The following is a 12,967-nucleotide window of genomic DNA, read 5'->3' as shown; positions in this document are numbered from 1 at the left end:
TTTACCTGATGTACCTGTGGTCACTGACACGCGGCCTCGACCCGGCAATGATGCCGCCGCCGCTCTGCGGCAACGGCTTGCCATTCCAAATCGAGTCAATACTTCTGAAAGGGGCACAGATGGTTCTCGGCGAAAAGCTTGATCTAGCGAACGGGCGACCGACAGGATTCGACTATATGCGATTACTGTTAGCCTTTTCAGTGCTTTGGATACACACGGCTCGCGTCACCTATGGCGACGACCTGTTTCTCTGGGAGTCACCATTCCGCCCTGTCATAAAGTCAGTTCTGCCCATGTTCTTTGTCCTGAGCGGGTTTCTGGTGGCTGGCAGTCTCGAACGATCGAAGACATTGATCTCTTTTCTCGGCAATCGATTTATCCGGATCTATCCCGCTCTCGCGGTAGAGGTGTTGCTGGCTGCCTTTATACTCGGAGCGATCTATACAGAGTATGACCTGCGTGACTATTTCACCGATCCTCAGTTCTTTACATATCTGATGAATGTCACAGGGCACATTCACTTCAATCTACCCGGGGTATTCCTTGACAATCCTGACGCCGCAATGGTGAACGGGCAGCTCTGGACGGTGCCCTTCGAACTTGAGTGCTATGCCGTGATCGCCGTTCTCTTCCTGCTCGGCGTGGTCAGGCGGCGGGTGATTGCCCTTATCGCCACGCCGGCGTTGATCATAGCCTTCGGTATTGCAAGATATTGGAAACATGGAAGCGATTGGGCAGCCATGCCGACGACCGCGTCGGGCAATCTGCTCATTTGTGCTTTTCTTGTGGGGGTGACCTTCTATCTCTACAAGGACAAGGTTCTTTGGGATATCCGAATTTTCCTCGCCTCTGTGGCAATGATTTTGTGGGCCTACTGGTTCACTTCCTTTGGGGACTTCATTGCCATTCCGGCCATGGGATATGTCACGGTCTTCCTTGGTCTCACCTCGCCCCGCAAGCTCGGCGTCCTGCGTGGGGCCGACTATTCCTACGGCGTCTTCCTCTATGGCTATCCGATCCAACAGGCGTTCGTAGCGCTTGGTCCCTGGGCGCATAACTGGTGGTTGAACGGCATCGTCTGCAGCATTGTTGCCGCTTGCTTTGCCGCCTTCTCGTGGAGATTCATCGAAAAGCCGGCGTTGAAATTGAGGAAACAAGTCACCTGGCTGGAAAACCTCCGTCTCCAACGCGGCGTAAAACGGCAACTGGCGGGCGCGGTCTCGAAATAGGTTTGTCGATATCGGCCTCGAGGCTGGCAACTCAATCCAGGTGCTCAACCGGCAAGGACATCAGCAGGGCTCGCCATAGCGGCGGCCCTGTTTCGCTGTTGCCTGACCGATCACCTCGGACAAGTATCCGGGTCCATCGATGGGCCGAGTTTCCCGTAGGCTGCTGCGCAACCTTGATGCGGTCGATGTCACGCTTGCCGGACGAGCATAAGCCTGTTCGTTGCCAGGCGCATATGCGCTCGAGCGTAAGCCTATGGCTAAATTCATCTTTTCAGGGATATCAAATGAGCGTTCAGTTCGGCGAGAGAACGCCGCAGCTGCATTATCGGCTCCTGTATAAGCCTCAGATACCTAAATCTTTCTGACCGCAATATCCAAGGATTTCTTGGGTTTAATCGGTAGAACGGCCCCGCTGGATGAATAGTCGGATATTCTCCGGCGTTGTTCCGTCGATTTGCTGGGCTGCTATTAGCAATATTTTAACCACAATAGGTAAAATACTTTGATCGGACTTCGTTTCGACTTTGGGTTTTGTCATGTCATCGAGGGCTGACGGTGGCTTGAAGGAGGTGTGAAGAGAGGATCAGAATAATGCTGAAGAGCACGCTCGTCGTGGTTGCCGTCTCTATCGCCGCCGGAGCGACCATTCGCGCCTCGGCCTTTGCAATCTTTGCATTTCTGGTGGTCGCGGCCTTGGGCGGCGTGATCCTGCTGAAAGGTTCCTCCTTGACGGAGGCGGTCGTTTCTTGCGTCGAAGTGCTTGTATTGATGGAGATATGCTATCTGGCGGGTCTATTCGCCTTCTCCTTGTGGCATATTCAAAAGCGCCGCAAAAAGAACTCCATTACTGAGCGCTCCCATGTTACCGGCAAGCGTCCTCATGGGTAATGACATGACCGAGGCGGCAGAATGCTCGGCTGCGCTATGTCAGGGTGCTAAAGCGCGGCGCGATCTTTTAGGTCCGCTTGGCCCGCGCTTTAGTCTCTGGTTTTGCGCATGTCTCTATCGCAAAACCGCAGCACAGTTTTACGCGACATGCTTTAGGAATCGACTTTGGGCAGCAACGCGTGCCGGGAAAGCAGCGCCGACAGCGTTTTTGCCATGATCACGAAATCCAGCCTGAGCGTCCATTTGGACAAATATTCGACGTCGAGGGAAATTTCATTCGGATAGCTGACGTCGTTGTGCCCGCTGGTTTGCCAACGGCCAGTCAGGCCGGGACGGACGGCCATGTAGGCATAGGCATGTTCACCGTAACGCGGCAGCTCTTCTTTGGTAATGGCGCGAGGCCCGACGAGGCTCATTTGACCCAGCAACACGTTGATCAATTGCGGAAGCTTGTCGAGGCTCGATCGCCTCAAAATATCGCCGACGACCGTAACGTGCGCGTCGGTCGTTGCGTCGGATCCTGTCGTCCGAAACTTGAGGCAACCAAACTCTTTTCCCTTATAGCCGATCCTGCGATGAGAATTGAAAACAGGGCCCCAATCACTTAGCGTGACGATGACTGCCGCCGACAGAAGGAGCGGCGACAGAAAAAATAAGAAACTTGCCGCAATGATGATGTCCAATGCGCGCTTCAGAATTCTGCTGATCAGATGGGGTTGTGACGAATTGAATGGATGCCTTTCCTGTCGAGCCCTGGCGAAATCCCGCCAAGGTCCAGTTGGGTTGATGCCCTGATTTTTTCCCGCCACCCGCGTCTCCGTTAGACGAATTCCAGAAATCACAGCCAAAGCTTTGTTTTAATGCAAGTTTGATGTCTGTGACCGAGGTCATAATCATGAATATATTCTTTATTATCTTAAGAAATTATTGCCAATATTAAAAATATTACATCTGATTTTGACTATATAGTAGAAATCTATTCAGATTTATTTTAAAATTCTGAGTTGTTATTGTATTTGTTAAATGTATTCTGCAGGCAGGCAATTGTCATAAATTGTATAAAAATCGTCACGCCGCCCCTAAGACTTGTCTGCGATAGAATTCAATATGAATTTTATGATATATAAAGATGAGGATTATACATAATAATGTATAGTTTGAGCACGAATTTTTTATTTTATTATTGTTTGACTTTCTAATTTAATCTATTACGAATGTCGCTCCAGATAATAAGTTATTTAGTCTGTGTGGAGTTGTGCGTATGGACGGGGTGATCAGCACCAGGGACAACAGACCTAGAGGAAACGCAGCGCGAATAAGCGAAGCGGTTACTTGCGGGTCTGCAGCTATTGTTTACGACGGCCGGGCGGATTTGGATCACGAGTTCCCGTTTTGCCGCTCGAGTGTTCGAAAATTTCGCCGCGGTGAGATTATTGCCGGCGCCGGCGTCGTCCTCGACGTGTTCGCCCGCGTACAGCGCGGAATGGTAAGCGCAAGCACCCCGCTTGCCGATGGACGAGAGTTCATCGTGGAAATCGTTCCGAAAGGCGGCTTGATCGGCGAATTGGAGGTGCTCCGCAAGCAGTCTCTCAGCCTGGAATATCGGGCCTCGTCGGATTGCGAACTGCATTACTTCGACGGTCGGTTGCTGCGGGACCTGTGTGCGAACGATCCGCAATTTCAGGTGAAGATCCTGTCGAAGGCGCTGGCGCGTGTTTCCGAACTGGAACTGCGGATCATTTCCAATGCCGGATCGAGTCTAAGGCAGAGACTGGCCCGGACGCTGCTGCGTCTTTCTGCCCTGTACAGAATGGATGCGCAAAATAGCGGCGACGAGCTGATCATCTCCCAGCATGAGCTGGCCGCGACACTTCCGGCGTCGCGTGAAAAGGTCAACCAATGCCTGCGGCGCCTGCGCGAGAGCAAAGTGGTCGACGGGACACAGGGCAAAATCCGCATTCTCAATCGGAAGGCGCTGGAGGCTTATGCCGAGGGGGCGGGTCTCGCCTGAGGCGTTGCCGCGATAAAAAACGAAACGGCAGAAAGCCTCGACAGAACCCGCCGCTGGCGGGTTTTGTGATGACAGTGCGAGTTGATAGTCAGACGAAGCAGGCGAAAAGATCAGGTTGGCGTGTTAGCACTTGTCTTCATGCACGTCGTGCATACTTAGACTTCGCTCTCGGAAGCATTCCTCCAGTATTTCCAGCCTTCACCTTGGATGAGCCCGTGATCGGACAGGTCCTTCCAGCTTCTGTAGGTGCCCGTATCGTCGTAGACGAAGTCATCCATGTCCTTGCCTGAGGAGTATACGGTATATTCTTCCGTATGTTGGGACCGGTGTGCCGCATCGGCGACCTTGTGCACGAAGGTCGACAGGAACTTGAAATGCAGAAGGGCGCCGGATACGCCGAGCGCTCCGCGCATGTCGCCCAAATTCAGGGAGAGCGGCCAGAGCTGGTGCGATGATTTGAGAAACAGACGTTCACCCGCCACATAGACGAGGGGTATCTTGTTGAGCGCGGGGCCGTCCCAGAGCCGGTCGTGGAAATAGACACGCCCGCGAACGCCGCCCTTGATCCATATCGTCCAGTTGCGTTTGTCGAAATGCGCCACATAGCCGGAGCGGTCGAAGAGATTGCAGACCTCGAGCGGGTTGCGACCGGGTTCGCATATGTTTTCGAGAACGGGATGCGGGCTGTACATGTCGATCATCACCGAGCGGAGGGAATGGCCGCCCATGGAAGCGATATAGGAAGTCAATTGATCGATCGGCCGTGTGTCGCAATGCGGATAGACCAGGAACTCGTCTGCATCGACATACAGGACCCACTTCTCCCGGCAGTGGCGATTGATGACTTCGTTGATCCAGTCGTTTCCGAACCTCGCCGCCTTGTAGGAACCATGAGCCGAAAGAAGGGAGACATCGTCGAAGCCGGACAGCAACTCGGCCGTGCCGTCGGTCGAGCCGTTGTCGATACAGATGAAGTGCTCGAAGCCGAGATCGCGATAATACTGAAGGAAGAAGGCCAACCGGTGCCCCTCGTCACGGATGACGCAGATGACGACGTGGCGCGCCTGCTTGAGCCCGTTGCGCAGCAGGTCATAGCGAACCTGCCGAGCCTTGAGCGACCGGCGCAGACGGGCTTTCACGTAATGCGAGATACTGACGGCGGAAGCCCGATAACTCATATTCTGTCCTGAAGATTATCCATTCCTGGAATGAATGGATGAATAGTTTGCGCTTCCGTCTGCAAATCCACGGCTCGACCGGCGACGCTGAGTTCAGTCACGCGGACATTCAAGTCGGACCAACAATACATCATCATACGGCGTAGTCGCCAACCAGCAGGCTCTGGACCCTGGGATTGGGTCCTTGTTTCTCAATTGCGTTCTCGATGCGCGCCCGTATAGACCGGTATTTATACAGCATCTTCCGATCGAAGGTTATCCCGCGATAGAGCGAGTTGTAAATCGGATGTGCTTTGCGCAGGTCGACGTATACCTGGCTTTCCTTATCGGTCCACGGAAAGAAAGTTCCATGCCATGGCTTCGGATGCGCCATATAATGGACGATCGACAAGGAGGAGATGTTCACCAGATGAAGGAATTGTTTAGGAAAGTTCCAGCGGTTCGATACCAGCATCAGCGATGAACCGCAGACGTAATTCAATGCGCCCTGATCATGTTTGCCCTCGCAGGCCTCGGGATTTCTAGCAAAAAGCTCGAGCGCCTCCTGCCCGATCCAGCCGTTTCGATGGAATTTCAGGACGCCTGCGTTGAAATAGTGGCTGTCCCTTCCGGTGTCGAGGAAGTCATGGATCGCCGTGTAATCGCGCGCCGCGAAAAACCTGCCCTCGGGCACAGTGGCACTTTCGAACGCGCCGAGATCGCTGACGATCTGGGTATCCCCATCGAGGTAGATGATCTGGGTATAGTTGGAAGGCAGGATCTCGCAAAGGACCAGCTTGGCCATTGTGCTGACGCTGATGCGTCCTTGGAAATGCGAACTGTCGAGCTTGCCGAGCGAGTCCTGCAGCGCTTCGGTCGCATCGGTCAATATGACCCCACTCCTTGCGAGCAGGGCTTTCAGCTCTTCGAAATTGTCGAGATGTTCCGACATCAGAACGCAGACGTCAGTCGCAGAGCTTGCGAATTTGCGAGCTTGAAGCGCCGAGAGAATGGTCGGAAATGAATACTCGACATCCGTGACGTAGACGACGCACTGGTTGTTCATGTCATCACCTTTCCGATTGGGCGCAATACAAGTGAATCGGTATTGTCTTTGCGAGGCGAGGGACCAGTTGTGAATTGAGCCGACGGGTCTGTCATATGAAGGCCCTGTTCGGTATATATAGGCCAGCATCCAGTGCGCTGGTGCTGAATCGGTGTCTGGCTGTCGGCGGCTTTTGTATGTTTCATTGTTGAGATATTCACCATGAAGAGTGCCTTGCCTGTCATCAGGCTATGTTTCGACATGTTGTTTCGCGGTACGGCGATTGGTGCCGGGACCCTTGTCGGAATGCGGAGGGAAGGGGGATTGTCATGTTGATCACCACACTCGGGGCAGCGGTGATTTCGATCGCTGCCGGGGCTTCCATCCGTGCCTGGGCTTTCGCGATTTTTGCAATCCTGGTGGCAATCGGCTTCGGCGGCGTGGCTTTTGCCGGCGGGTCGTCCGTGATCGCGGCCATGCTCTCCGGTATCGCCATCCTCGTGCTCATGGAAATCGGCTATCTGGCAGGCGTGTTCCTGTCGGGGCTTTTGCGGCGCAGTGCTAAGCTGCGCGAAAACAATTCCGTTGCAGATAGCGTCGCGACCACCAGCGAACACCCGCAAGGCTGACGTCGACATAAAGCCTGCAGCATGGCCTTCCGCGACTGACCTCCGACGGCGTTTATTCGATGGACTGCTTTTACAGGCGATCCTTGAAAGATGCGGTGCGGCCGGCCGGCTTCGGCCCAATGCGGGCACGCCGATGGCTCGACGAGATTGCCATCCCGCGCCCTGGCGGAGTTCCAAAGCGGGCGTCATCGTGTTGAAAACATCGGCGCTCTCATCAGAGATGTCGATGCCTCCAGCGGGGTTCGATTAGCGAGCGATCGGGTCGCGCGCCGGGGAGAGGTATTGGTTGCCAGGCAGCCGGCCGCCAGACCTGCCGTGGTGCTGAACAGCAAGCCGAGATCCGTGCCGCTCCCCGAGATCGCCGCGGAGGCGACCTGCGCGATGGATGCCATAACCGCAGCGTTTCCGATCGCTTGCGTCTCCCGATCGCTTGACATGTGCCGGCCGGAGGCCCTTGCAAGGCTGTACAGGAAGGCGGCGAAGAGAAGAGTGCCGGTCAATCCGACATTGGAGAGCAACGCAGCGATAAAACTCGAGGCCCGAACCGTGCCGAGCCCGGCGCCGAAGGTGGCGGTATCGACGAATGCGATCAATGCCAGTGTATTCCAGGCGGTGCGCTCTTCACCGGATTGCGATTGGAGCTTGTCCGACAAGGTGGTGCTCATCAGGCCGGCGATGGAATTCCACGCATCGGGGACAAGGCTGAGTGCGACGATGGCGCAGGGAATCAAAAACAGCGTGATCACCAGGAAAGTCACATGCGGGGTCTTGGCGGGGCCGCTAATCAGTCGTTTCAGGCAAAACAGAACGAACATGCAGACAACGAAAATGCCGGCAATATAAGCGGTTGTCGATGTGCAGAGGACGATCGTCGGGCCGATGAAAAGCGTTGCAAGTCCTGCCATACGGATTTGGACGCGCTCCAGCCAGAGCAGAAGCGTGAAGGAAAAATAGGCTAATGCGACTGCGCCATAAGTGCTTGCTTCGGGGAACGGGCCGACGATGCGTTTGAAGCCGCTGATCGTCTCGGCCGTATGCATCGTATAGTTCGCGTTTCTGATGACATCGAGCAGGTAGGACTGGTCGGTCAGGAATGTTCCGATATCAATCAATGCCAGGGTAAAACATGCGATCGAGGCGACGATTAACTGCAGTGCGATGAAACGGGCATAGCCGAGCCTGGCAAGCCCCGAGACGACGGCAAAGCAGGCGAGGTCGCCGAGCAGATAGACAGACTGGCTGAGATTGGACGAACCCGGCGACAGGGGAGCGGCCACCGTCGACATCATGCCCGTGGTGTCGCGTGCAGAGGAGTAAACGAGGGTCGCGCCTGCAAAGATGCGCGGCAAAAAGAAAGATGATGCCACGGAAAACAGGATGTAGGCGGCAAACCAGAAACCGGGACCCGGATAGGCCATGCTGGCGAGCGTCGCCTGTGTTTGAGCCGGGCGCAGCAGGGCGGCTACCACGAGAAAAAGCACGAGAAGATGGCTTGGCTGGATGCTGCTGCCGCCGAGCGCGGGCAATTGCAGAGCCGCGGCCGCTCCGAGCAGCGTCGACAGGCAAAGGGTCGTGATCGCAAAACGCGCGCCGTTGACCATGCTGAGCAGGCCAAGCAGCAGAACGATGAAGCCGATCGGTTCTATCGACATGCTTCAGATCCCGATCCGGACGGAGAGCGGCGGAGGCATCGGGTTTGCCGAAAACCGGCATCCGCCTTCCGGCGCAATGCCCGAGGCGAAAGCCGCCAGCTGTCGTTCATGGTCACGACCGCCCCCCTAATTCGATCCCGTCTGGGATATCCAGCCGGGAGCCGTCTGATTGTCGCCTGCTACATTAGACAGGGGGACTGCCGAGCTTTGCTGCTGTGGCGCGGACTGCAGCTGCAGCGGAGGCGACGGCGTCTGGAGATCCGTGTCGATGCCGATTTCGACGACATCATGCGGCCGCAAGCTGGTCGTCTCGTCCGCCTCGATGTTGCGATAGGTGCCATCGTCGTTGCGACGCACGATCCTGTAGTTCTTTTGCGCTCTGCCAAGACCCGGCACGTCCGTATTCATCTGGGCGAGTTGCGCGCTGTAGCCAGCCTGTTCGCCCAGAAGCTGGGCCACCTGGATGTCGATCGCAGCCCTGCCGATCGCGAGATTGACCTGGTTGAGCAGCTCCTGGTTTTCGCTGTTCTGCCGGTTAACGATATTAATCTTCGAGCGATCGGCTTCGCTGAGCCCCTGGCGAGCCGTGGTCAGGGCGACTTCGAGATCGATCAGGGTGCCTTGTGCGTCCGCAACGCCGCGGTCGACCGTGACCTGCCGGGAATTGCTGACCAGACCCTTGCTCACCAGGCTGTTGACATTATCCAGTTCCTTTTGCGCAAGGTCGATCTGCCGCTTTTGCGAATTGATCTTGGCCTCGAGTGATTGGACCTGCTGGCCGTAGAGACGGGCGAGGTCGCTTGCCGCTTCGATCTGGCTTTCGATATCGACGCGTCGCAGCCGCATCAGGTTCAATTCCTGCGCCTTCAGCTTGTCCACATCGGGTGTTCCGGCGAGTTCTGCAGGGATCTCGAAACTCTGTTCGCCGGCGATCTCGGCGCGCAACCGCGCCTGGCGCATCAGAAGATCACGCCGGTTGAGAATGGCCGTTCGGTAGGCGCCGGCAGCCTCGATCCGGTCGCGCTCGAAGACGGTATTCTCTTCGCGCTCCCGAAGGAAGCCGCCGGCGATGCTGACGGCCTTCATGACCGTCATATCGGCCTCAAAAGCATAGCGCCCGGGGGTCTGCACGGTCCCGGTTACGAAGATCGGCGCATGCTGGGCAATTTCCACGGCGATGAACGGCTTTCCCGGCAGTTCCGCCTTTTCGGAGAGCGCGGTGGCGATCGCATCGGAAACCTGCTCCGTCGTCTTGCCGATCGCCTGCACCTGGCCGGCGATCGGAATCGCCAGATTACCGGCATCGTCGACTGTATATGTTCCGCCGAGGGCTTCCCAGCTGGCATACCGGGAATCCGACGATCGCCATTCGACGACACGCAGTCTCACCTGATCTTCCGGCACGAGGGTATAGTTTTCCGCATGGGCGACACTCCAGCCGGTCACGCCGGAAAATACCAGCAAGGCAAGGGCGATGGAGATGAGGCGACCGGACAAGGATGTGCGCTGCATTGTCTGCTATCTCCGTTTCGTTGCGATCGACGGCGAAGGCATTTCGCGCGGCGCGGGATTGCCGAATTCCAGGATGCGGGACGGAGAGAGGCGGCCGACAAGAAGGTCGGAAAGCGCCAGCAAATTGCCGTTCAAGCGTCCCCATCGGTCGATCAGGCGGTCATTGAATAATAGACCCCGCGTATTCGCCAGGATGTTGCGGCCGATCTGTGCGACAGCACGGCCCTTCGACATCGTGCCCTTCCGGATCAGGTAGACAGGATTGGCAACCTGCGAATAGCCGAGCCTTCGGCCGGGCTGGCGCCCGGATCTGACGCCGAGATGCACGCCGCGAGCGCCTTCGACACGCACGGACCTGCCGTAGCGGGCGATGGACCGGCTGAAATCGACATCTTCGAGCCAGCCGTAGAGCGGTAGCTGTTCATCGAAGGCCAGCGCGTGCAGGAGAACGGGTGAAAGGCGAACCGCCATGTTGCATCCGTAGGCGTTATAGACCTCCGTCACCTGCTCGGCCCTTTCACCGGCTGTTTCAAGAACCTGCAGGGCCTTTGGCATGCTGAGGCCGCCATCGAGGATGCCGTCGGCCAGGACTTCGCCAGTGGCGATCGCCACGTCCGGGTTTGCTGCAAAGACAGCCGCCATCCGCGACAGGAAGGTCGCGGCGGGAATGAAGTCGTCATCCAGGAAGATCAGAATATCCGTGTCGGCGGCGGCCTGGATGATCCTGTTGCGCTGGGAGGTCAGGCCACGGCTGCCGACGATGACTTCCACATCAAGGCGGTCGGCGAGGCCGGCGGCGTCGTCGATCACCGGCACGCAGACGATCAGCCGCTCGGCCTGGTCCGGCAGGGCCGTGAGATAATCGACAGTCTCCTTGAGTATCGAGGGGCGGCCTGCCGAAGCAATCCCCACAGCCAGTCGCAATGGACGGCGCGCGCGGCCCGCCATGGCTTCAGCGCCGCGAGAAACAGGCGCCGGTCCGATCGGGCTATCTTGCCTCGTTGCTTCTGCCGAAGGTGAAGTCATGACTCTATTCTTTTCGGTGCATGGTTGATGATCGCGCCGAGGATCTCCGCGCCGACATTCCGCAGGGTCTCGATGACGTGCATGGTATCGTCGATCGAAGTGTGCCCGTGCGACGTGACCACGAGGACACCGTCCAATTCCGGCGCGATCGCATTGGCATCCGGCGAAGCAGAGAATGCGGAAATGTCGACGAATATGGCGTCGAACTCCTTCTTCAGTTCGGCGAAGCTCAACTGCGTGCGGCGGGAACTGAGGCGAATGGCCGGCGACGCCGCTACGACTTTGCCGAGGGGTAGGAATTTCAGCGTCGGGGTGAGGGGCAGTGCCGCCGTCCGGATCAGTTCGCCATTGTCGAGAACATCGACGAGGCCTGTTGAACTATGGGGCGCAATCGATTTGCTGAGCGACGATTTCTGTGCAGCCGCATCGATCAGCAGCGTCTGCGCTCCTGATATCGACGAGAGCACCGCAAGTTCGCATGCGATGGTCGATGCCCCGCTGCCGGGATTGACAGCGACGATTCCGATGACGACCCGGCGTTTGCGCCGAAGACCAACGACCGTCGCGCTCAGCTCCGCCATGCCTGGGATAACAGGATAGGCGGCTGCGGTGCTGTTGCCGGTACCGGCAGCGAGGAAACGCGCCGAGTGACCATTGCTGGTCCTCGATGTCGCCAGCAAAGTGACAAAGGGCAGCCCACCGGCATCCGCGATCTGATTGGGCCGGACGATCCGGCGATCGCCGGCGTGCCTTATCAGGGCGAGTGCGAAGCCGACGCCAAGACCAACCGCCGCCGCAAATGCAATGATGAGCGTGCTGCGTGGTCTGGCTTTCGAAAGAGGCAGGGTGGCCCGAGAGACGATCGTGGCATCCGACACCGGGTAGGTGATGCGCTGCTTGGCTTCCGTCAGCTGGTTCAAGGTATTTTCATAAAGGGTGCGGCGGGCGTCAGTCGCGCTCTGCAGCTCCGCAAGCTTGAACTGATCGCGCGGATTGCTCGTGAAGCTGGCCAGGGCACTGGCAGCTTCGGCCAGTCCGCGCTGTTGCTCGCTTACGAATCTGGTCAGCCATTCGCTGTATTGCCGGGACGCATTGGCCTTCATCGCGATATTCTTCTGGATATACTGCCTGGCCAGCGTGTCGGCGATGTCGACGGCCTGCTGCGGGGTCGATGCTGCAGCCGATATCTCGATGATCGTCGAACTCCCGATCCGGCGTACTCCCATCATGTTCAGCAGCGTGGCGACCGCCCGATCATGGATCCGCCCGTCCTCGATCTGCTGTTGCGGCTGTCTGTCACGCGGTCCTGCGCCCGCCGCTTCCTGCGATGCCGTATCCGGTTCGGAAGAAGCGCCCATCAACCAGTTCTTTGCCCGATCCTGCAGCGAAGGCGTCTGGTCGACAAAGTCAGGATCGGTATCGAGACCAAGTGCCGTTACCGTTCCACCGACGACATCGCTGGATTTGGCGATCTCCAACTGTCCCTCGATGAATGCGTCTTCCGCGAAAGCCCTCTGTGCTTCGGAGCCGCTGACCTGGGGGACGATCACAAGTTGCGTGTTGGCAACGAACGTCGGTTCGGCGGTCAGCACGTAGCTCCCTGCCAATACGAGGAAAGCGAAAGTCGTCGCCGCAATCCACAGCCAGCGCATTCTGATAAAGAAGAGCATATCCCGCAAGGTGAGCGGCGAATTCCCGCCAGTGGCTGCGGGAGGCAGAGATATCGGAGAAACACCACTGAAGATCGTGCTTGAGGTCATGTCGTCCTAATCCAGAATGGCGAGCTCACGGAGTAACCAGGTAATGGCAGCTTGGAGG

Annotated in this window: 11 protein-coding genes; 4 read left to right on the top strand and 7 right to left on the bottom strand. The window is 57.2% G+C overall.

Features of this window, described 5'->3' with window-relative positions:
- Positions 1-8 precede the first annotated feature (8 nt).
- Both GFM02_RS14370 and GFM02_RS14365 read left to right on the top strand, forming a co-directional pair.
- Positions 9-1,229 carry an acyltransferase family protein gene (locus GFM02_RS14370; RefSeq protein ID WP_205930308.1) on the top strand — a complete coding sequence of 407 codons (1,221 nt, stop codon included), beginning with the start codon at positions 9-11 and terminating at the stop codon, positions 1,227-1,229.
- Between the two features lie 591 nt (positions 1,230-1,820).
- A complete protein-coding gene (locus GFM02_RS14365) occupies positions 1,821-2,117 on the top strand; it encodes a hypothetical protein (protein WP_168321962.1) in 297 nt (98 codons plus the stop codon).
- 152 nt (positions 2,118-2,269) lie between these two features.
- On the opposite strand, the gene GFM02_RS14360 is transcribed toward GFM02_RS14365, so the two are convergent.
- Entirely contained in the window at positions 2,270-2,926 is a 657-nt protein-coding gene (locus GFM02_RS14360) for a sugar transferase (protein ID WP_168321961.1), read from the bottom strand.
- A 452-nt stretch (positions 2,927-3,378) separates the two neighbouring features.
- Between GFM02_RS14360 and GFM02_RS14355 the strand changes: the two genes are divergently transcribed.
- Positions 3,379-4,128 (top strand): Crp/Fnr family transcriptional regulator, encoded by a 750-nt coding sequence (locus GFM02_RS14355; RefSeq protein ID WP_168321960.1) that lies wholly within the window; start codon positions 3,379-3,381, stop codon positions 4,126-4,128.
- A gap of 155 nt (positions 4,129-4,283) precedes the next feature.
- Here GFM02_RS14355 and GFM02_RS14350 read toward each other — a convergent pair whose 3' ends face one another.
- Both GFM02_RS14350 and GFM02_RS14345 read right to left on the bottom strand, forming a co-directional pair.
- Entirely contained in the window at positions 4,284-5,306 is a 1,023-nt protein-coding gene (locus GFM02_RS14350; protein ID WP_168321959.1) for a glycosyltransferase family 2 protein, read from the bottom strand.
- Positions 5,307-5,439: 133 nt separating this feature from the next.
- Positions 5,440-6,351 carry a glycosyltransferase family 8 protein gene (locus tag GFM02_RS14345; protein WP_168305548.1) on the bottom strand — a complete coding sequence of 304 codons (912 nt, stop codon included), beginning with the start codon at positions 6,349-6,351 and terminating at the stop codon, positions 5,440-5,442.
- A gap of 308 nt (positions 6,352-6,659) precedes the next feature.
- Between GFM02_RS14345 and GFM02_RS14340 the strand changes: the two genes are divergently transcribed.
- A complete protein-coding gene (locus GFM02_RS14340; protein WP_077979160.1) occupies positions 6,660-6,959 on the top strand; it encodes a hypothetical protein in 300 nt (99 codons plus the stop codon).
- A 185-nt stretch (positions 6,960-7,144) separates the two neighbouring features.
- Here the strand turns inward: GFM02_RS14340 and GFM02_RS14335 are convergent, their stop codons facing one another.
- The 4 genes from GFM02_RS14335 to GFM02_RS14320 form a co-directional block, all read right to left on the bottom strand.
- Positions 7,145-8,611: a hypothetical protein gene (locus GFM02_RS14335; RefSeq protein ID WP_168321958.1), complete on the bottom strand. Its 1,467-nt coding sequence runs from the start codon at positions 8,609-8,611 to the stop codon at positions 7,145-7,147.
- 126 nt (positions 8,612-8,737) lie between these two features.
- Positions 8,738-10,123: a polysaccharide biosynthesis/export family protein gene (locus GFM02_RS14330; RefSeq protein WP_168321957.1), complete on the bottom strand. Its 1,386-nt coding sequence runs from the start codon at positions 10,121-10,123 to the stop codon at positions 8,738-8,740.
- Between the two features lie 6 nt (positions 10,124-10,129).
- Positions 10,130-11,149 carry a glycosyltransferase family 2 protein gene (locus GFM02_RS14325; protein ID WP_205930306.1) on the bottom strand — a complete coding sequence of 340 codons (1,020 nt, stop codon included), beginning with the start codon at positions 11,147-11,149 and terminating at the stop codon, positions 10,130-10,132.
- Positions 11,146-12,909, bottom strand: coding sequence for a polysaccharide biosynthesis tyrosine autokinase (locus GFM02_RS14320; RefSeq protein WP_168321956.1), 1,764 nt, complete (start codon positions 12,907-12,909; stop codon positions 11,146-11,148). The genes GFM02_RS14325 and GFM02_RS14320 overlap by 4 nt, the downstream gene beginning before the upstream one ends.
- Positions 12,910-12,967: the final 58 nt, after the last annotated feature.

The sequence above is a fragment of the Rhizobium leguminosarum bv. viciae genome (assembly GCF_012276115.1).
Classification (GTDB): domain Bacteria; phylum Pseudomonadota; class Alphaproteobacteria; order Rhizobiales; family Rhizobiaceae; genus Rhizobium; species Rhizobium leguminosarum_T.
Note: the sequence above shows the minus strand (reverse complement) of the source record. Positions and strands in the feature narration are given on the sequence as shown.